Annotated in this window: 15 protein-coding genes; 6 read left to right on the forward strand and 9 right to left on the reverse strand. The window is 44.7% G+C overall.

Going from position 1 to position 21,428, the window contains the following annotated elements; genetic code table 11:
* The first annotated feature begins 14 nt into the window (after positions 1 to 14).
* Positions 15 to 3,197: an efflux RND transporter permease subunit gene (locus tag AC1DCV_RS29690; RefSeq protein ID WP_441577340.1), complete on the forward strand. Its 3,183-nt coding sequence runs from the start codon at positions 15 to 17 to the stop codon at positions 3,195 to 3,197.
* Between the two features lie 78 nt (positions 3,198 to 3,275).
* Here the strand turns inward: AC1DCV_RS29690 and AC1DCV_RS29695 are convergent, their stop codons facing one another.
* Both AC1DCV_RS29695 and AC1DCV_RS29700 read right to left on the reverse strand, forming a co-directional pair.
* Positions 3,276 to 3,659, reverse strand: coding sequence for an SdpI family protein (locus AC1DCV_RS29695; RefSeq protein ID WP_477026562.1), 384 nt, complete (start codon positions 3,657 to 3,659; stop codon positions 3,276 to 3,278).
* 106 nt (positions 3,660 to 3,765) lie between these two features.
* Positions 3,766 to 6,462: a hypothetical protein gene (locus AC1DCV_RS29700; RefSeq protein WP_477026563.1), complete on the reverse strand. Its 2,697-nt coding sequence runs from the start codon at positions 6,460 to 6,462 to the stop codon at positions 3,766 to 3,768.
* Between the two features lie 119 nt (positions 6,463 to 6,581).
* Between AC1DCV_RS29700 and AC1DCV_RS29705 the strand changes: the two genes are divergently transcribed.
* The 3 genes from AC1DCV_RS29705 to AC1DCV_RS29715 all read left to right on the forward strand — a co-directional run bounded on the left by AC1DCV_RS29705 (position 6,582) and on the right by AC1DCV_RS29715 (position 8,794).
* Positions 6,582 to 7,190, forward strand: coding sequence for a TrmH family RNA methyltransferase (locus AC1DCV_RS29705; protein WP_477026564.1), 609 nt, complete (start codon positions 6,582 to 6,584; stop codon positions 7,188 to 7,190).
* Between the two features lie 9 nt (positions 7,191 to 7,199).
* On the forward strand, positions 7,200 to 8,039 hold the full coding sequence (locus AC1DCV_RS29710; RefSeq protein ID WP_477026565.1) for a helix-turn-helix domain-containing protein: 840 nt from the start codon (positions 7,200 to 7,202) through the stop codon (positions 8,037 to 8,039).
* Between the two features lie 152 nt (positions 8,040 to 8,191).
* Positions 8,192 to 8,794: a RagB/SusD family nutrient uptake outer membrane protein gene (locus tag AC1DCV_RS29715; protein WP_477026621.1), complete on the forward strand. Its 603-nt coding sequence runs from the start codon at positions 8,192 to 8,194 to the stop codon at positions 8,792 to 8,794.
* A gap of 53 nt (positions 8,795 to 8,847) precedes the next feature.
* Here AC1DCV_RS29715 and AC1DCV_RS29720 read toward each other — a convergent pair whose 3' ends face one another.
* From AC1DCV_RS29720 to AC1DCV_RS29745, 6 genes are all read right to left on the reverse strand, one after another.
* Positions 8,848 to 9,885 (reverse strand): hypothetical protein, encoded by a 1,038-nt coding sequence (locus AC1DCV_RS29720; protein ID WP_477026566.1) that lies wholly within the window; start codon positions 9,883 to 9,885, stop codon positions 8,848 to 8,850.
* 27 nt (positions 9,886 to 9,912) lie between these two features.
* Positions 9,913 to 13,080, reverse strand: coding sequence for a TonB-dependent receptor (locus tag AC1DCV_RS29725; protein ID WP_477026567.1), 3,168 nt, complete (start codon positions 13,078 to 13,080; stop codon positions 9,913 to 9,915).
* A gap of 212 nt (positions 13,081 to 13,292) precedes the next feature.
* Positions 13,293 to 14,255, reverse strand: coding sequence for a FecR family protein (locus AC1DCV_RS29730; protein WP_477026568.1), 963 nt, complete (start codon positions 14,253 to 14,255; stop codon positions 13,293 to 13,295).
* 83 nt (positions 14,256 to 14,338) lie between these two features.
* Positions 14,339 to 14,905, reverse strand: a complete 567-nt coding sequence (locus AC1DCV_RS29735; protein WP_477026569.1) for an RNA polymerase sigma factor — start codon at positions 14,903 to 14,905, stop codon at positions 14,339 to 14,341.
* Between the two features lie 262 nt (positions 14,906 to 15,167).
* A complete protein-coding gene (locus AC1DCV_RS29740) occupies positions 15,168 to 17,543 on the reverse strand; it encodes a ribonucleoside-diphosphate reductase subunit alpha (RefSeq protein ID WP_477026570.1) in 2,376 nt (791 codons plus the stop codon).
* A 118-nt stretch (positions 17,544 to 17,661) separates the two neighbouring features.
* Positions 17,662 to 18,636: a ribonucleoside-diphosphate reductase small subunit gene (locus AC1DCV_RS29745; protein WP_441577330.1), complete on the reverse strand. Its 975-nt coding sequence runs from the start codon at positions 18,634 to 18,636 to the stop codon at positions 17,662 to 17,664.
* Between the two features lie 449 nt (positions 18,637 to 19,085).
* Between AC1DCV_RS29745 and AC1DCV_RS29750 the strand changes: the two genes are divergently transcribed.
* Together AC1DCV_RS29750 and AC1DCV_RS29755 are read left to right on the forward strand one after the other, a co-directional pair.
* Positions 19,086 to 19,727: an ABC transporter ATP-binding protein gene (locus AC1DCV_RS29750; protein ID WP_477026571.1), complete on the forward strand. Its 642-nt coding sequence runs from the start codon at positions 19,086 to 19,088 to the stop codon at positions 19,725 to 19,727.
* A gap of 1 nt (position 19,728) precedes the next feature.
* Positions 19,729 to 20,856, forward strand: a complete 1,128-nt coding sequence (locus tag AC1DCV_RS29755; RefSeq protein ID WP_477026572.1) for a hypothetical protein — start codon at positions 19,729 to 19,731, stop codon at positions 20,854 to 20,856.
* Here the strand turns inward: AC1DCV_RS29755 and AC1DCV_RS29760 are convergent.
* The gene (locus tag AC1DCV_RS29760; protein WP_477026573.1) at positions 20,845 to 21,414 is read right to left on the reverse strand and encodes an NADPH-dependent FMN reductase; all 570 of its coding nucleotides are present in this window, start codon (positions 21,412 to 21,414) and stop codon (positions 20,845 to 20,847) included. The two genes, AC1DCV_RS29755 and AC1DCV_RS29760, sit on opposite strands and share 12 nt — an antisense overlap.
* Positions 21,415 to 21,428 lie beyond the last annotated feature (14 nt).

Consider the following 21,428-nt stretch of genomic DNA (forward strand, 5'->3'; position numbering starts at 1 on the left):
CAACAGCGAAGATCATGATTGCAGATACTTTTATAAAACGACCCGTAACAGCAATAGTGATATCTATTGTACTGGTACTGGTGGGGATATTGGCGATGATGAACCTGGCCATTGGCCAGTATCCGGAGATTTCACCCCCCACCGTACAGGTAACAGGTACCTATACCGGCGCGGATGCACAAACGGTGGAGCAAACAGTTGCTACCCCGGTGGAAGTGCAGGTGAATGGTACGCCGGGCATGACCTATATCAACACCAACAATACCAGTAGCGGACAAATGAGTATGACGGTAAACTTTGAAGTAGGTACCGACATCAATATTGCTGCCCTGGATGTGCAGAACCGTGTGGGTATTGCACAGCCTACCCTGCCGCAGGAAGTACAGCGTTTAGGCTTAACCGTTAGAAAGCGTAATCCCAGCATCCTCATGCTGGTAGCCCTGTATTCTCCCAAAGGCACACACGACATTACCTTCCTGGATAACTATACCAACGTATATGTAAAAGATGCGTTGCTGAGAGCAAAAGGAGTAGGTGATATCTTTACCCGTGCAGATGATTTCAGTATGCGTATCTGGCTGAAACCTGATAAGCTGGCCGAAATGGGCGTTACCGCTGATGACATCCGCGCTGCACTGGCAGAACAGAACGCGCAGATCACCGCGGGGTCCGTAGGTGCACCACCACAGCAAACCGGGCAAACATTTGAATACAACATCTTCACCAAAGGCCGTTTATCTACACCAGAGGAATTTGGAAATATCATCGTGAAAACCCGCCCTGCGGATGGAACACTGGTATACCTGAAAGATGTAGCCCGCGTACAGTTGGGTAAATTTAACTATGCCGGTAACAACTACGTAGATGGTAAACGTGCCGCTTATCTGCTAGTATACCAGGCGCCTGGTAGCAATGCGCTGGAAACAGCCGCCAATGTAACCGCCGCGATGGAAGAGCTGAAAAAGCAATTCCCTCAGGACGTGGATTATGTAGTGCCGTTTGAATCTGTATCAGTAGTAAAAGTATCTATTGAAGAGGTAGTACATACTTTGGTAGAAGCCCTGATACTGGTAGTGATTGTGGTGTTCCTGTTCCTGCAGAGCTGGCGCGCTACTTTGATTCCTATCCTGGCCATCCCGGTATCTATTATTGCCACCTTTATCTTCTTTATACCGCTTGGATTTACCATTAACACCTTAACGCTGTTCGGTTTCGTACTGGCCATCGGTATTGTGGTGGATGATGCCATTGTGGTGGTGGAAGCGGTGCAACATAATATTGATCATGAGAAAATGACGCCGAAAGATGCCACCGCACAGGCCATGAAAGAAATTTCCGGACCTGTTATTGCGATTGCATTGATCCTGGCAGCGGTGTTTGTACCGGTAGGATTTATACCTGGTATCGTAGGCCGTTTATACCAGCAGTTTGCGATTACCATCGCCATCTCTGTAATGATCTCCGCTTTTGTGGCGTTGTCATTAACACCGGCATTGTGTATCCTGTTGCTGAAACCGATGCACCTGGACAAGGACTCAAAAGGATTGAACAAGTTCTTCTTTAAATTTAACCGTTGGTTCGGACATACTACTTCCCGCTATTCTATGGGGGTGAAGAAAAGCATTCGTTACTTCCGTTTTGCCATGGTAATCCTGGTCTGTATTTTCGTAGGTACGATGATGTTATTCAAGGCGAAGCCTACTGGCTTTATTCCTACGGAAGATGAAGGCCGTTTGATCATCACGTTTGACTTACCGGAATCGTCATCTACAGAACGCACGGTAAACGTAATGTCGCAGATGATGAAAGACCTGGAAAAGATACCGGGTATTGCGCACTATGCGGCATTAGGTGGTTTGAATGCGGTGAGTTTTGCTACCAAATCCAACAGTGCCACGATTTTCTGTTCACTGAAGCCATGGGCGGAACGTAAAGCGGATTCGCTGCAGATCACCGGCATGGTGGCTAAAGTGAGGAAAACGCTGAGCAAGTATAAAGAAGCGAATGTGGTGGTAATTCAACCGCCGGCTATTCCTGGTCTGGGACAAACTGCCGGTTTCTCTTTTGTATTACAGCAAAGAGGAGCAGGTGAAATCAAGGCCTTTGAAGGGGTGTTACAGAAGTTCCTGGCCGCAGCTAATCAGCGTCCGGAAATAGCCCAGGCATTTTCCTTCTTTACCGCGCGTACGCCGGGTTATCAACTGGACATAGACCGGGAAAAGGCGAAGAAAATGGGTGTGAAAATATCCGATATCGCTTCTGCATTGCAGACGTATATGGGTAGTGCGTATATCAATGACTTCACTATTTACGGCCGTAACTTCCGCGTGGTAACGCAGGCGGATTCTACCTACCGTGGTGATATCAAGAACCTGAATCAGTTGTTTGTACGCAATGCGGCCGGTTCTATGGTGCCGTTGAGTACACTGACTTCTTACAAGGTGATAGAAACCGCACCGGTAATTTCGCACTACAACCTGTTCCGTTCTGCGGAAATAAATGGTGGTCCTGCTCCGGGCTATAGTAGTGGTGATGCTATCAAGGCATTGAAAGAAGTGGCAGCAGAAACATTACCGGATGGATACGGGTATGAGTTTTCCGGTTTGAGCCGCGAAGAATTATTATCGGGGTCTAAGACGGTGTATATCTTTGCCCTGTCAATCATCTTTGTGTTCCTGTTCCTGGCCGCTTTATATGAAAGCTGGTCTGTACCATTCTCGGTGCTGTTAGCTGTCCCTATTGGCGCCTTTGGTGCCATTACGGTACTGACTTTCCTGCCCAAGCTGAGTAATAACGTATATGCACAGATTGGTTTGATTACCCTGATTGGTTTGTCGGCCAAGAATGCGATCCTGATCGTGGAATTTGCGAAGGAACGTGTGGATAGGGGCATGGACCTGGTAACGGCGGCAGTGGAAGCAGCGAAGCTGCGTTTACGCCCTATTATCATGACCTCCCTGGCTTTCCTGCTGGGTATCCTTCCGCTGGTGTTTTCTTCCGGCGCGGGTGCGGAAGCACGTAAAACCATGGGATGGACGGTATTAGGGGGTATGTTTACCGCTACCTTCCTGGCGATCTTTATTGTGCCGGTGTTATACGTGGTGATTACACGTTTGGCATATGGTAAGGAAAAGCTTCGTAAAATGAAGGAAAGCTATCAGTCAGTACCTGAACATGATATACAGGGGAAACTGTAAGTGAAGCGGATGTTTAAAAAGTAGGGTTTATAATTACATATGCAGAGAGGCGTTGCGCAAGCAGCGCCTTCTTTGTTTTTATTCGGGAAGAATACGTTTACCGTCTTTATCGAAATGCCGGGTTAACTGCCACTCTGTGTCTCCCACCATATACATAGTACCTGCTACAACTGCGCCTACGGTGATGTAAAGGAACCAGTCTGACTGGCTTTCAAATATCAGCGCACAGGCGATACCCGTCGCCAACAGGATGACACCTATCCGCCTGGAAATATAGGCCGCATATTCATTGGCGGAATGCCACATTTCGGGTGTTTTGGTAGACAGGAAACTGCGGTAACCATACCAGGATTTCGTGCTTTTAGGCGGAAAGCGATGAATAATATATCCCATCAGAAAGAATAATACACCGGCGAAGATCGCAGCATTGCAGTAGGTCGTATGGAGGAAACGCAACAACATGGTCCGGGGTTTTGGTTACCATAAGTTACGGAAAAATTGGGAATAACAGGATCAAGGTAAGAGATTTACGCGGAAGGGATCCGCGTAAATCTCTGTCAGCCTGTATTTAGTGTTTGGTGGTATCGGCGTTATTAGCTTTCTTCTTAAACAGTCCGTTCAGTGTATTCTTTACAGACTCACCGGCTTGCTTGCCCACATTTTCCAGTGGTTTGCCGGTAGTTGTTGTAGAATCTTTTTTGCCGCTGAGTTGATTTTTCAATTCATTTTTCAGCGAATTCACTGCGGTATTTTTGATCTGGTTAAGACTGTCTTTTACGGTCGCCTTTACAGAATCTACTTTATTTTTCACCAGTTCAGCGGCTTGTGCTTTCAGGTTGTTAGCCGTTTCACGCAGATCTGTTTTTACACTTGGTTTGAGGATGTTACCACCCATTAAAACCTGCAGGTGTACGCTATCACCCAGGTTTACGGGGATGCCTTTGCTTTGCGCCTGCGATGCCAGGTTATTCACCAGGGTGTTGCCGGCGGAGCCCATCATACTACGGGGCAATGCCAGTTGAAGAGTGTAATCGAGTGACTGGTCAAAACCATGTGAACCACCAATATTCATTTTGATACCGGCTACCGTTACGTTGAAGGGATTGATTTTTACGCGACCATTTTCAAAAGCAAAGTAGTTTTTAATATCGCGGAGGGAAAGATCTTTCAGCTGTGCCACATTCAGGGTGTTGGCCAGTTGGTCTACCGGAGCAAACTGTTTCAGGAAACCCTGTATCAACAGGAGATTACCATCACCGGTGAGTGTGCTCAGGTCGGGCGACATATCCTTCCCTAATTTGCCATGCATGGTTAACTGGGAGGTAATTTTTCCGGAAAGGAATTTACCGATCGGCATTAACTTCTGTACGGTATTAAAGGTGTTGAATGTTTGTTGTACATCCAGGTTTTGCACATTATACGCCAGGTTAATATCCGGGTTGTTTTTGCTGGCTTTGGTGCTGTAGCTGCCGTTGATTTCCATAGTCCCCTGCAGTGCATTGGCTTTGAGCTGTTGCATGGTCACTGTTTCATCTTTCACCAACAGGTTACCGCCTACATTAGTCAGATCGGCTTTATCGTAGTGTATTTTATTTACGTTGGCCTGTAAGCTCAGATTCAGGTTGGCAGGAACGGCAAAAGGCGTAGCGGCGGCTGAATCTTTTTTAGCAGTAGCCGGATCGGCTGCAGTAGGCGTAGTCCCCATCCATTTATCCAGGTTTATTTCATCTGCCTTGAAGTTGAGTTTACCATCGAGCGGTGCATTTTTAAACGTATAGGCGAGCAGGTTATTTACTTCTCCGTTGGCTTCAAAGTTGGTACCCAGGTATTGTCCGTTCAGGTCTTTTACCGTTACGTTTTTAGGGTTAAACTGTAAAGAAAGATTATTCACTTTTACGCCATCGGGGTAGTCTTTGCTTTTGTAGAGCATATTGCTCAGCTGCAGGGTACCGGCGGCATAGAAGCGATCATATTGTTGTTTTTCGATGGCGCTCATATTGCCTTTGGCGTTGATATCCGCATCCAGCAAACCGGATAGGTTGGTGCCGGCTTCCAGTTTTACGAACTGGGTGATTTTAGAGAGATCCAGCTTTCCTTTGGCGGCAGCATCCACATACAGATCAGATATCGGCGTTTTAACAAGTAAGCGCAGATCCAGTGGGGTGTTATCCATTTCCAGGTGACCGGTAGGCATATCTATTACCGTGTGATCAGGTACACCATCCGGGTTACTGATCTTCATGGCTATCTGTATATTTTTTACTGGTTTTGGCAGATCAGGATATTGGAAGAAGCCATCTTTTACGGCCAGGTCCAGTCCGAAAGAAGGCATCTGTACAGGAGAGTAGTTACCTTTTACGAACCCATCAAAAGCAGCAGTACCGCTGGTTTTGATCTTATCAAAATCTGTTTTGTATACGGCAGGCACTAATGATAACAGGTCTTTAAAATTAGTAGAAGGTGCTTTAAAGCTCATATCCATTCMATAGGTGGAATCGTTTACCAACTTGAAAAATCCTTGTAGTGCCAATTCCAGGTTGTTGATAGATGCTTTACCGTCTTTAAACGTATAGGTGCTGCTGTTATTATCTACCTGGATAGCGGCATCCAGTTTGGTTTTAACCTGGGATAGGTAAGGGATCAGTCCATATCTGAAGGTGATGCCTTCTGCTACGGTGCTGGTTTGCAGGAGGAACTGGTCCTGTGTGAAGTCGCCTTTACCCTGATGTGTCAGGCCGGTGATGAGTAACGCCATGTTACCCTGCCGGTCATCATAGCTGATCCAGGCGTCTTCAATTTTATATTGCTGCAGGCTGAGGGCAAATTTACTTTTGCTGGTATCAGCAGGCGTGGCGGCGGCGGTATCGGGTTTGGTAATATTCCAGTTAGCGGCGCCGTCTTTATTTACGATAGCGTGTATCCGTGGCTGTATGAGGGCGATGTTGTAGATGTCCATCTTATCTCCCTTAATTACACTCATGAGGTTAAGGGCTACATCGATCTGTTTTACTGCGAGGAGGGTGTCCCCTGCAAATTCACCGATGCCTACTACCTGCAGGTCTTCCAGGCCAACAGCCAGGCGTGGGAAATGACGGAATAGACTGATATCCACATCTTTGAAATCCACTTTGGCATTGAGACGGTTGTTAAGTTCCGTTTTTACTTTTGCAATGATCTTGTCTTTAAAGAAATAGGGTATGGCTATGGCGGCCAGTATCAAGACCACCATTGTGATACCCACAATTTTCAGGATCTTTTTGAGCATAGGTTAATTTTAATTTGGGGGTGAAGATAAGCAGAAAGCTCAAAGCAAAAAGCAAAAAGCTATGGTAAAGGAGATTACCTTTTTGCTTTCGGCTTTGAGCTTTTTGCTATTTTTGCATTATGACACCAGAAAGAAAAGAAAGGTTACTGTCGGTATTAAACAAACGGCAGGCTAATTTAACAGTGGTGCTGGAGGATGTACAGGACCCGCATAATGTGGCTGCAGTAATGCGTACATGTGATGCCGTGGGTATACAGGATATTTATATTATCACCTCAAAACCGCCCCGGATAAAGAACTGGGGACACCGGAGCAGCAGCAGCGCCAAGCAATGGCTGACTATACATGATTTTGATAATGCAGCAGATTGTTTTAAGGAACTGCGTAAACATTATGATAAGATACTGACCACACACCTGGCAGCAGATGCGGTGAGTTTATATGATATTGATTTCTCCGGCTCTGTGGCACTGGTTTTTGGTAATGAACAGAATGGGGTGAGTGATCACGTAAGGGCGATGGCCGATGGTAATTTTATTATTCCGCAGATGGGCATTATCCGGTCATTAAATATATCAGTGGCCTGTGCGGTAAGCATCTATGAGGCTATGCGTCAGAAAACGCTGGCAGGGCACTATCAACAACAGGGATTGCCGGATGCACAATATAATACCTTGCTGACAGAGTGGGGCTTTAAAGCAGAAGATTTACAGGACGATGAGCATTAATTTTTCTTTATGGTATTAACAGGTAAACGTTTTGAGGTGCAACCACCACTATCGGATATAGTGAAGCACTTTTATGTAATGCAAACAACTGCAGATGAATTGCCTGTTATCCACCATCTTTCGCCTAATTATGAAATGATGCTGCTCTTCAATTTCGGCTCGCCGGTGAGAATTTCTTTTGCCGGAGAACTGTTGGGAGCCATGCAGGTAGGTAAGGTAGGTGTATTGGGACCATTGAGAAAAATGTTGAATTACGAAATGTTACCGGACGCCGATCTGCTGGTAGTGATATTTAACCTGGATGGATTTTACCGGTTGTTCCAGGTGCCGGTTGATGAACTGGATGGAGAAAAACTGCATGCGCATATTATTACCTCCGGTTACGAGGAATTGTGGCAGATATTGAGCAAAACAGCTATTATAGAAGAGCGGATAGCAATATTAAGTGATTATATCCGCACCTGCATGCATGACGTAGAAGATGCAGCCCGGCCGCTGCTGCATGGAGCGGAATATTTTAAAGACCCGCTTATTCAGCCAGCCAAAGCGATTGCAGCAGATGCTGCATTAACTGAACGTTCCATACAGCTAAGATTTAAAAAGTATGTAGGATATTCTCCTAAAGAGATGTTGCGTTTTCTCCGTTTCAAACAGGTGATTAACAGTATAGAAAACAATCCGGGTACGGAGATTGACTGGTATGATCTGATCCACGATTTTGGGTATCACGACCAGAGTCATCTGATAAAAGACTTTCACCATTTCCTGGGTACCACACCGGAAATATTTATCAAACAGATAGCAGGTAAAGCGTTTTGCACTACCGGACCGGGAAGGCATTATTCCTGAAAAGGCAGCCCGGTTGACTGTAGCGACACGGAAAGAATAATTGTGTGGAACATTGGCATTTACTATATTAGCACAGATACAGGATTGATTAGTAATGTCTGCCTACCTACCATTTGATGAAATAGTATTACCTGTATCGGGCGCCACACTTCCTGAATGATAAAACTGCCGGTGCCCAGGGCTTTATGAATACCTCTACCGGGTACTATTACTACAAACCGTATAATACTTTTACCGATGTAAGTACTACTGGTGTAGCCACTACCGATTTTCCTGTTTTTAGAGTGGAAGAGACGATGCTTAACTATGCAGAAGTGATGTGGGAACTGGGACAGTTTAATCAGAGTATTGCGGATATGACGGTTAATAAATTACGTCCAAGAGCCGGACTTCCCAACATGCTGGTCGCTGATATAAACGGCGCCTTCGATAAGAAAAGAGATGCTGGCATAGATCCGGTTTTATGGGAAATCAGGAGAGAAAGACGGATAGAGCTGATGGGGGATGGATTCCGTTTTAATGATTTAAAAAGATGGAAGAAGGTTGAATATTTCAATAAACAATTGCTGGGTGCCAAAGTAAAAGTATCTGATTATGGTGCAGGCACACCTATTGTCTTAAATAGCAAAGGATTGGGGGGGTACCCCGTACCGGCAGGCTGGTTGGATAAATATTATTTGGAGCCGCTCCCATCGGAACAAATACAACTCAATAGTAATCGGATGGATGAAAGTAACACTGAACATTTTCTTTAGTAAGAATAAGAAGCCGTCTCATAATTATGAGACGGCTTCTTCGTTTCTATGTTTTATTGAAAATATTGCGACAAATCAGTAAAGAGCGCTCTGAATTGCGTTCCCTTGCTGGATCCGCCGGATATTTTCACTTTCTGATCTTTTATCACCCACAGTTGTGAGGTGCCCGGAGTGAAAGTAATAGTGGCAGTACTGCCGGTATTTTTGATGGGTAGTAACTCTTTAGTGGTGTCATACGGTATTATATTGGTACCGGTTTTAGTCAAACGGAAAGTATATTGGTAGTCTTTTGGCAAAGGAGGCAATGCTAATGGCTCGCTGAAAATACCGGATACCGATAGTTTGATGCCTGCTTCTTCTGCAGAAATGGTTCCCTTTTTTATATCATACTTATAGAAAACAATATCGATGGGGGTACCAGTGAAAAGATCCGGTAGCGTTGTTTCAAATTTCGCACTCACGTTCATATAGGCAGGATTCGCCGGGGGGGCGAGATTGAGCTTGTCAATCAACGCTTTGCCATCATAAAAGAAAGCGACTACCTGTTCAGCGGGAGTGGCGGCAATTTTCCTGGTAGAAAGTACTGCACCGGTTTTCTTATTTTTGATTTGCAATGTTCTCTGCATTCCTTCTTCGGCGCCGATTTCTGCAGAGGGGGTAAACTTATTTTCAATGCCACTCGATACCAGTTGCCCGTCCAGTGTAAGCTCCAGGGAGTCCGCGATTGCATATCCTTTAAACAGCAGTTTGATTGACTTGTCATATATTTTACCATTATCGTAAAAGATGCTGGTAGTTTGACTGAATGGCGAAGCAAGAACGTATCGGGTAGTAATGATGTTGGTAGTTCCTTTTTTCCGTAGTGTAATTTCTCCGCGCTGATCCGGAGCAATGGAAAGTAGTGTAGTGACATTAAATGTATTGGTTACCGTGGCTATTACATTCCCTTCGTTCAGCAGCTCTAGTGAATCACCTACTGTAAACCCGCTTATCTGCAGATTTACTACATTCCCGATAGGTATAGCGGGTGTTTGTTTTTTACAGCCCGTAGCCAGTAAACCAAACAGCAGTATGAATAGAATATGTCTCATCTTCTTTTTATTTTAAGAATAATATGCTTACAGGTGATAGGTTAATGTGAAACTGAAAGTGCGTCCCAGGCGTTGGGTAAATGTGCGCAGGTCACCTTCTTCATACTTTTCAGAAAACCCTTCCCTGAAGCTAAAGCGGTCTGTCCAATCATACCCATCGGGATAATTTTTGGGATCAAAATCTTTCTTTGCTTCAAAGAATGCATTCTTATAATACTGATAGGGGGTGTTTAATATATTGCCGGCATTCAAACGAGCTTCCAGCTTATTTTTGAGGAATTTGTAGCTGATTTGAAGATCCAGTTGTTCTCTTGGCCTTTCATATTCCATCAAGGCAGGATTATCGGATACGATATTGGTTTTGTACCCGCTTTTATTATACACTACATTTAATCCGAAGTGTTTACCTGCATATAATAATCCTGCATTCAGCAGAAAGGGTACTTGTCCGTACAGGGAACGTTTCTGTTTATAGGGTTGTAATTTTGGTTTACCTGTTGCGGGGTCGGTTACTTCATAATTACTTTGCACAGTGGATCGCTGCAGAGTAAGATTGCTGTATAAATAGATATTCTCCAGCCATTGCCCGGGGGCAATAAACCGCAGGTTTTTCCGCGCTTCCAGTTCCAGTCCGTATACTTTGGCCCAATCGGAATTACGTAAGATGTAGCCGAGGTTGCCGGTGTTGACATTGACGATGATTTCTACCGGCTTCTCAAAGTTTTTATAGAAAACACCTGCAGAAATAATTTCTCCTGCGCCGGGAAACCATTCTGCTTTTACATCGTAGCTGGTGATAGGAGTTGCCTGCAAACCGGCATTCATATAGTCACCATCCAGGTAGGGGTTGTAACGCTGGAACTGGCTGTTATCCATTGATTCAGGGCGTACTACCGACCTGGACCAGGAAGCCCTCAGGTTAATATCACGGAGAGGGCTATACGTAAAATTGGCGGATGGCATCCATTGCCATTTGGGTTCTTCCTTTAGTTTAAATATGTTGAACTTGGTATTACTTGGGTTCTTGAGTTCTGTATAGTCGAAGTATTCAGCTCTTAAGCCCCATACTAATCTTAGTTTATCCAGTAACCGGTTATCGAACATCACAAATCCGGCATGTGTTTGACTTTTTCCTTCATAGTAATCGTTATACCAGGGGTTTACTGCGTATAAGAAACCACTTTGGCCAATATTTTCCGGTTGTCCCCACTGCCCAACAGGCAAATACTTCAGACTATCTTTGAAGTAGCGGTAATCGGCGGTGAGTGCTACAATGCGCCAGTTAAAGCTGGCTTTCTTGATATTACCGGCATATCCTGTTTTAAAGGTACTTTGTAAGTTGCCTACGGTGAAGGGAACGCTCACAGATACATTCCAGTTGTAATGATTTTCCCTGTTGCTGTAATTAGAGCGCGACATGGGCCTTTCTGTTACTTCTGTAAAACTGCCGGGGAAATAAAAGTAGCCAAATTTGCCACCGAGCAAAGCAGGATTCGCCTGTGTGAAAATGACATCTTTTTCGTTGCGTTGAATGCTGGTGCGGGCCAGGATCCATTCCAGCTTTATTTTGCCCAGCTGATGTTGTCCATTTAATTTGTTCTGCAGCAGATCCATAAAAACAGGATCATCTGTTTCCCTCAATGTGGGTGGAAGCACAGCAAAATCTTCTGTAGATGCATCCTGTTCAAATCCTTTTGTGCGCACCAGTGTATTGTCAAATACGCGGGTGTAGGTATTGCGGAAACTGAACCGGCTGTTGCGGGTTTGCCAGCCCATATTTATCAATGCACCCCAGGTGGTATTAAAGCCATAGGCACCGCCGCCGTTATTATAATCATTATGCCATTTTCCGCGGTGAAGGTCTTCATAGAGATTGGTATTTTGTGTGTTGCGATAACTCAGTGAGCCGGTGATGCCGAACTTGTTTTTCCCGGTGCTATCAAGTGGAATCACTCTTCCTAATGAGAGCTGGTAGTTTTGTGAAGGGCTGGCGGTATTTTCATAGGTAGTAAAATTATCGTTGTTGTTAAATTTTTTACTCTGTGCAATAACAGATTGAAAATACTGTTCATCCGTCTCACTGTTATGCGGTGCCACGGTACGAAAAGTGTGTTGCAGGTCGGCCGGGAAATCACCGCGGTGGCCATCATCAAATCCGAGGTAGTCATATTTTCCGCGCTTACGGCTGGAGAAATCTTTGCCGGTAGTTTGATCGTTGTAACTGATGCCGGCAGAGAAGCTGGTGAAGTTTTCTTCCGGGATATCTTTTGTGTTGATCTGTATTAAGCCGCCACCAAAGTTTACGGTCATATCGGGTGTTACACTTTTGCTGACGATCACATTGTCTACCAGGTTGGAAGGGATGAGATCAAAAGAAAAATTACGGCTTTGCGCTTCGGTGCTGGGAAGTACAATACCGTCCAGCATGGCCGAATTATAGCGTTCTCCTATACCTCTTACCACTACATATTTATTATCTACCGTACTGATGCCGCTGATGCGTTTCAGGCTTTCCCCGATATGTTTATCTGGTGTGCGGGCAATCTGTTCTGCGCTGATGCCATTGGTAATTTCTGAAGCATTTTTCTGTCGCAGGTATAATACATTCACTGTTTCCTTTTTCGCTACACCGGTCACTACTACGCCTGCCAGTTGCCCTTTGTTTCTTTTTAGGGCAGATTTCAACTGAAAAGTCGCATCGGTGGTGATGATAATATCCCGGATCTGTTTGGTACCATAGCCGATGTAACTTATTTCAACGGTGTAATTACCTATTGGTAACTTTAACAGGAAGGAACCATCTATGCCGGTAATCGCAGTGGTACCGGGTAGTTTCACCGTAGCTCCGGGTAACGGATCGCCGTTTTGTTCATCAATGATTTGGCCGGACAGTGTGCCTGTTTTAGGCTTTGGGGCTTCCTCCTGCCGGATAACAACAAAGTTACCATTCAGAGTATAAGATAATCCGGTAGTATTTTTCAGTGAAGCGAGCAGGTCACGCAGGGTGTTTTTTTTCGCGTCCAGTGTGATGCGTTGAGCCAGGGTAGCGGTGATGGCTGCACCATAGGATAACTGCGCACCTGTTTCACTTTCCATGACCTCGAATAAATGTTTGATCGTCATGGTCTTTTCTGTGATGACCACTTTTTTATCCAATACGGACTGTGCATGTAGTGTGCTCGTTATAAGCGTCATACACAGGCAGCATAGCCATTTTGAAAACCTTAATAAGTAAATCTTTTTTTGCATACTTTTATTGTGTTAATGTTACTGCCGTCTTTTTCTGAAGCGGCTGTTGTGATTAATTACTGAGATGCGAACTCAGTATTTTCCGGCCGTTCTGCCTCCCGAGGCAAAACGGCTTTTTTGTTTGATCATCTGTTTACATAGAGACAGCGATTTTTCTTTTAATGGATATGGATGTTATAGTGATCTATGGTATAGGTAAAGCCGGTTGTTTGTGATAAAACCGTAAGTATTTTTTCCAGTGATTCACCTCTGAAACCAACTGTTACCTGCTCTTTGAGTCTTATCGGGTTATCGATTGTAATATTCACATGAAACCATTCGCTCAGTATATCGCAGGCTTCTTTTAGTGGTGTTTGTTGAAACCGTAGTTGTCCGCTGATCCAGTTACAGGCGATAGCTGCATGAATGTTGGTTGTTTTAACTTCGGTGGTGCTGATGTTGTAAGAAAGTTTTTCATCGGGCGTAACATTGCCAAGCAACCGACCTTCATATGCCACGCCTACCTTTCCGGTAGCCACGGTAACGGTCATTTGTGTGGAGACAGGAAAGGCATTGATTTCGAAAGAGGTACCGAGTACACTGGTTATTAATTTGCCTGCCTGTACAGTGAATTGTTTTTTTGGATTTCCCTGGATATCAAAAAATGCTCTTCCCTCCAGCAACACTGTCCTGGCCGTGATGCCATAGTTTTCCGGAATAGATATTTTTGAATTAGGAAAGAGATGTACCCGGGAACTATCAGGTAGTAAGATGGTTTTTATTTTTCCTGGTTCCGTGGTCACCTGTTCATAAGCAAGCGGGTGAGCAGTGGAAAACAGGGATCGCAATTTCTTTTCTGAGAAGAGGGCTACGGAAGCTATTGCCAGTATAAATACGGCGGCTGCATACTTCAACAGATGGCGCCGGAATAGTGGTATTACTTCAGGATGGCCGGTTGCCATACCTGGCTGCTTTATTTGCTGCCACATTTCACGGGAAATCCGCTGCTGTTTTGCAGCTGACAGGTGTATGGGGGCGTCCGCTGTTTTATCGAACCATTTCTGCAGTAATGCCTTTTCTTCCGGAGTGGCCATGCCTGCCAGGTAACGGTCGATGATCTTTCCCAGTTGTTCGGTCTTCATGTGTAATAGTCTTCTGACTATATGCGCATCATACCGCTACTTTTGACCATGCGGGACAGGTTACCAAATTGTTAACTCGTGGTTTAACAAATAAAGATAGAGAGGAGATAGGCTTCTTTCAGCCCGAAATGCAGTCTGTGAAGTGCGGTATTCAACTGGTTACGGGCTGTACGTTCCGTAATACCCAGGCGGGCTGATATTTCCGGGAGGGATAATTCTTCTTCCCGGCTCAAACGGTACACCTGTTGCATTTTTAATGGCAACTTATCCACTTCTCTCTCCAGGATGATCATTAACTCTTTCATTTGCACCGGATCGAGCAGTTCTGCAAATCCCGGGAGGATGTTGGCCGTAATATTTTCCCTGCGTTGCGCATCTTTGATAGCATTGGAAATGGAACGCAGCACTTCATAATGTGCTACACTGGAAAGATAGGCGCCGAGTGAAGTTTCAATAGTGATAGTATGTCTTCTGATCCAGAGGCTGATGAGTATTTCCTGCACAATATCTTTTGCATCCGCCTCATTCTTCAGCCTTTTCATTGCAAAAAGGAAAAGAGATTGCCAGTAGCGGTCGTAGAGTATTTTAAATGCCTGCACATTATCCTCGCGGATGCGCTCCAGTAATACAGTATCAGAAAGAATGGGCATCAGGTTGTTTGATATGGGCGCTAAAGTAATCAGTTCGTATTAACGAAATGTTAAGTAACGGATACTGGTATACGTAAATTGGTTTTTCCATCATCTGCCAGAAGATAAAATCATGGGATATTTTACGCGATGTAAAATATCCCATGATTTTATCTTCTTTGTTTTATACTATTGACAGCCTGTATCAATTTCATCATTTTTACTGCATAAAAAAATCCCTGGCCATTCAGCCAGGGATTCGCATTTATACTTACATAAACCCTTATGCACTACATGTAACGCAACCTTCTTCCATGGTGCAAACTGCACCCACGATGATTTCTTCTTCTGCGCTGTCGCCACCGGCGGCAACCACAGGTTGCATTTGCTGACCACCTTGTTTTTCCACGGTAAACTGTACTGCCTGGGTAGCAGCCTGAGTACGCAGATAATACATGCCTGTTTTCAAACCTTTTTTCCAGGCGTAAAAGTGCATAGAGGTAAGTTTCGCGTTGGTTGGGGTATCAACAAACAGGTTCAGTGACTGAGACTGGCAGATGAAAGCACCGCGATCGGCTGCCATGTCAATGAGGTTACGTTGTTTGATTTCCCAAACTGTTTTGTACAGTTCTTTAATATTTGCTGGTATTTCGGCAATGTTCTGGATAGAGCCATTGTGCGAAATAATCTTCGTCTTCATTTCATTATCCCACAGGCCCAGTTCTACCAGGTCTTTCAGCAGGTGTTTGTTAACGATTACAAACTCACCACTCAGTACACGGCGGGTGTAGATGTTGGAAGTGTATGGTTCAAAACACTCGTTGTTGCCAAGGATCTGGGAAGTAGAAGCAGTTGGCATTGGTGCCAGCAACAGGGAGTTGCGGATACCATCTTTTACGATTGCTTTTTTCAGTTTATCCCAATTCCAGCGTGCGGATGGTTTTACATCCCACATATCAAACTGGAGGATACCTTTGGAAGAAGGGGAGCCTGGGAACGTTTCGTAGGCGCCGTCTTTCTTAGCCAGGTCGTTGGAAGCGCTTAAACCAGCGAAGTAGATGGTTTCAAATATTTCGCTGTTCAGTTTTTTCGCTTCAGCACTTTCAAACGGATACCGCATGAGGATAAACGCATCAGCAAGACCTTGTACACCTAATCCTACAGGGCGGTGGCGCATGTTACTGCGTCTGGCCTCTTCAATAGGGTAGTAGTTATTGTCGATGATTTTATTCAGGTTCAGGGTAGCCTGGTAAGTTACTTCGTATAATTTGTCGTGGTCAAATTTACCATCAATTACAAAGCGTGGCAATGCGAGAGAAGCCAGGTTACATACAGCTACTTCGTTTGCATCAGTGTATTCGATGATTTCTGTACAGAGGTTGGAACTCTTGATGGTACCCAGGTTCTGCTGATTGGATTTGCGGTTGGCAGAATCTTTATACAGCAGGTATGGATTACCGGTTTCGATCTGTGCATCCAGGATGGCAAACCAGAGGTCTTGTGCTTTCACGGTTTTGCGGGCACGGCCTTCCTGTTCGTATTTGGCATACAATGCTTCAAATTCTTCTCCCCAGCATTCGTGCAGTCCTGGTGCTTCATGCGGGCAGAATAATGACCAGTCGCCATTGGCTTCTACACGTTTCATGAACAGGTCAGGCATCCAGAGGGCGTAGAACAGGTCACGGGCGCGCATCTCTTCTTTACCATGGTTCTTACGCAGATCCAGGAATTCGTAGATGTCGGCATGCCATGGTTCCAGGTAGATAGCGAAAGCGCCTTTACGCTTGCCACCACCCTGATCCACGTAGCGCGCAGTATCGTTGAACACGCGCAGCATAGGAATAATACCATTGGAAGTACCGTTGGTACCACTGATATAAGACCCTGTAGCACGGATGTTATGAATGCTTAAACCGATACCGCCGGCGCTCTGGGAAATTTTAGCCGTTTGTTTCAGGGTATCGTAGATACCTTCGATGCTGTCGTCCTGCATGGTAAGCAGGAAGCAGGAAGACATCTGGGGTTTTGGAGTGCCTGCGTTGAACAGGGTAGGCGTGGCATGTGTAAACCAGCGCTCACTCATCAGGTTGTATGTTTTGATGGCAGACTCAATATCTTCTTTGTGAATGCCTACAGAAACACGCATCAGCATATGCTGCGGACGTTCCTGTATTTTACCGTCTGTTTTCAGCAGGTAAGAGCGCTCCAGGGTTTTGAAACCGAAGTAGTCAAACGCAAAGTCGCGGTCGTAGATGATGCTTGAATCCAGGATGTCTGCATTTTTAGTAATGATCTCCCAGATATCATCAGACAGCAAAGCGGCTGACTTACCTGTTTTAGGATCAATATAATCATACAGTTTCTTCATCGTTTTGGAAAACGACTTAATCGTATTCTTATGCAGATTGCTTACTGCTATGCGGGAAGCCAGCAGAGCGTAATCCGGGTGTTTGGTCGTGAGGGAAGCGGCTGTTTCGGCAGCCAGGTTGTCGAGTTCGCTGGTGGTTACTCCATCATACAAACCTTGTATTACTTTTTTTGCTACATCTATTGCATCTACATATTCCGTATTGAAACCATAGCATAGTTTTTCAATACGGGCAGTGATCTTATCAAACTTCACTGCTTCTTTTCTGCCATCTCTTTTGATTACGAACATGGGTTTGTGAATTTAGGTTTTAGCTATTAGCAGTTAGCTATTAGCCAAAGGAGGTTAGTAAATTGTGTTTGTTCGCTGCATTTAACATAAAAGCTAAAAGCTAACAGCTAAACGCCATCTAAAAATCTTCTTCCAGGCTGAATGTCTGCGATTCTTTAGTACCACCCATTACGCCGGATTTCTGGTAATCTCCCACACGTTTTTCAAAGAAGTTGGTCTTGCCCTGTAATGAAATCATTTCCATGAAATCAAATGGGTTAGACGCGTTGAATATCTTGCTATAGCCCAGTTCACCAATCCATCTGTCGGCAACAAACTCAATGTATTGCGACATCAGGTCAGCGTTCATACCGATCAAACCAACCGGCAGGGCTTCTGTAATAAATTCTTTTTCATAAGCTACGGCGTCACGGATAATGCCATGTACTGCTTCTTCACTCAGCTTATTTTCCAGCATACTGTAAAGCAGGCAGGCAAATTCGCAATGCAGTCCTTCATCTCTGCTGATCAGCTCGTTAGAGAAGGTCAGACCAGGCATCAGTCCTCTTTTCTTTAACCAGAAAATAGAGCAGAAGCTACCACTGAAGAAAATACCTTCTACGGCTGCAAAGGCTACCAGGCGCTCTGCAAAATTGCCGTTCTCAATCCAGCGCAATGCCCATTCTGCTTTCTTTTTCACAGCAGGTACGGTGTCAATAGCGTGGAACAAACGATCTTTCTCTGCCGGATCTTTCACATAAGTGTCAATCAGCAAAGCATATGTTTCAGAGTGGATATTTTCCATCATAATCTGGAAACCGTAAAAACAACGGGCTTCCGGGATCTGTACCTCACTCATAAAGTTTACCGCGAGGTTCTCATTTACAATACCGTCGCTGGCAGCAAAAAACGCCAGTACATGAGATATAAAATGACGTTCACCATCATTCAGTGCTGCCCAATCCTTAAGGTCACTGCTTAAATCTATTTCTTCCGCTGTCCAGAAACTTGCTTCGTGCTTTTTGTATTGCTCCCAAATCTTCGGGTATTTGATCGGCAATAGCACAAAACGATCCTTGTTCTCTTTTAAAAGAATTTCATTCTCGTTACTCATCTTTAATTATTTTATGGGTACTGTCGAAGGTTTTTTGGTTTTTCTGTTTGGGGGTCAGCATACTGAAATCTACACTCTTCTCCTCACACAAATCATATTTCAACATTCTTGCATCCTAAAATCCATACGCTCAGGATTACAAATGTAAGCATCCAGTTATGGGTGTCACTTTTAAGTTTTCAACAGGTGTGGAAAAAGATAATGAACATTCTCGCAGTATAGTGGCATCGCATGTTTCACGGAATAAGGAGGTAGTGTATATGTAATATCATTCGCATGTGAAATGCACCTGCTCAGATACTGGCATATATGACATTTTTTTCCCTGTTGCCGCTAACCGCATGAACTTCAACCCAAAAAAGGCCCTGAAAAAAATATTTGTTAAAAAGCGCCTGCATAGTGTATATATATGCGTTAATTTTTCATATTTACATTTTAAGCTATTACGTATGCCCGAACCGGTTATTGCCCTAAACGCTGTCAAAAAGAACTACCAGGATGTACCCATCCTGGATATTGCCCGACTGGAACTGCCTGCCGGCATCTATTGGCTGCAGGGCGAAAATGGGGCGGGCAAAACCACCTGTATGAAGGTGATGGCGGGTTTGATCCCTTTTAAAGGAGAAATAGTACTCCAGGGTAATGTGAGCAGCCGGGAACACCCGGTCCAGTTCCGCCGCCTCATCAACTACGCAGAAGCAGAGCCATTATACCCTTCTTTCCTTACCGGGCGTGACTTACTGGAGCTTTACCTCCATACCAAAGGAGGCAACAGGGACGAAATCCGGGAGATCGGCGAAAGACTGGGTGTGGATATCTTTGTTAATAACCCCGTAAGCAGCTACTCCAGTGGCATGCTCAAGAAGCTGTCGCTGCTCCTGGCCTTCACCGGCAACCCCGCCCTGATCCTGCTGGATGAACCACTGATCACCATCGATACCCGGGCACTTGCCATATTGTATGACCTGATCCGTACCTATAGCAATAACGGCGTTTCTTTTTGCATCACTTCCCACCAGCCACTGGATGCGGAAGAATTAACGGTAACGGGCACACTGAAAGTAGCTCACAAAAACATTACGCTCAGTTAATATGCGTTCCACTTCGGCAATACTCAGTAAAATATTTACCCAAAGGTTTTATATTCAGAATACCGGATTTTTCCTGGTATTATTTTATGGCCTGTTCGGCATCGTCAACGGGGCTAACCTTTTAGCCTATCATAAAGGAATAATGCTCGGATTCCTGGGAAATTATACTTTCCTTTTCCTGGTATTCCTGCTATGGACTGCCTACGCATTGAAATGCAGCGGGTTTATCCTGAAAACATTTCAATTGCAGGGATATGATTTTTTATTCCCTACTATGGGCAGCATTCATAAACCCGCCCGTATACGTATCTGGTTCCTGTTACACACCGCTATCTATATGCCCGTACTGATATACGCAGGCATTGCACTTCTGGTAGCCATACAACAACATTACTATATACCTGCCGTCCTGATCGTGATACTCAATATCGCCAACTGCATATGGCCGTTGGCGTTATATGAAAGAAAGCTCGCACAGCCGGATATCATCTTTTTTACCGGCCACCTGCAACGCTGGCTCAACAAGCATTTCACCAAACCACCAGTACTGTTTTTCCTGTACGAACTGTTCACTAATTTCCCCCGGCGCATTGTGAGCACCAAGCTGTTTTCTGCCGCCGTATTATGGCTTACTTTTCTGATCATGCGACAGGGAGAGTATTTCGACCTGCGTGGATTGCAGATCGGTGTGATGATCAGTGTACTCGCACATATGCAGCTAATGGTACACCACCGTGCTTTTGATGATACCTATCTCAATTTCATGGAAAATCTGCCTACCCCATTACACACACATTATCTGCGGCTGATCGGTGTATATGTTATTATGTTTTTACCGGAGATGGTCATGATTACAGTGAACGCCTATACGAAAACATCGGCGATGGGACTTGTTACTGTTTTTGCTACCGCATTATCATTGCTCATCTTATTCCGTACTCTGTTGTTTTTTCCGAAGATGAATCCTGAAGTACATGTAAGATATACCCTGCTCACTTCTTTCATTGTATTATTCATGATCCTCGGACATTACGAATGGCCGGCTATCCTGTTGTTACAGGCAGCATCGGCCATTATATTCTTTAAAAAATATCGTCAGTATGAACCTTATATAGAATTAAATTCCTGATGACATTTTATCACTCAGCTTTGCGAGCGATTCCAGTAACAACGGTAATTGTTTACCGATAAATTCATCGGTGAGATTACCGGATGCATCAAATTTGTTTTGCGCATGCCCAATCATAATCTCTGGCTTGTTGATCACGTAAGCATTCAAAAATACCATCACCTGCCGTAAATGATATTGCATCCTGGCTGTACCTATCTGCCCCTGCGACGCCCCCATAATAGCCACCGCTTTTTCACTGAATGGTTTGTCGGGATGCCTGGACACCACGTCTATGAAGTTTTTCAGCGCACCGGGAATAGAGTAGTTATATTCCGGAGAAACAATGATCACTCCATCTGAATCTTTAATCTTTTTTACCAGCGGCACCACTTCTTCCGGTAATTGTTCTGTATGCAGATCCGCATTATAAAAAGGGATATTATCGAAATGCAGCTGCTCAATTTTAATATGAGAAGGAGCATGCTGCTGCAGCGCTTTCAGCGCCATGGTGTTATAGGAACCTTTGCGGAGACTGCCGGAAATGGCAACAAAATGGTATTCTTTGTCAACGGACATATGATCATAGATTT

This window comes from Chitinophaga sp. 10T418 (genome assembly GCF_056394125.1).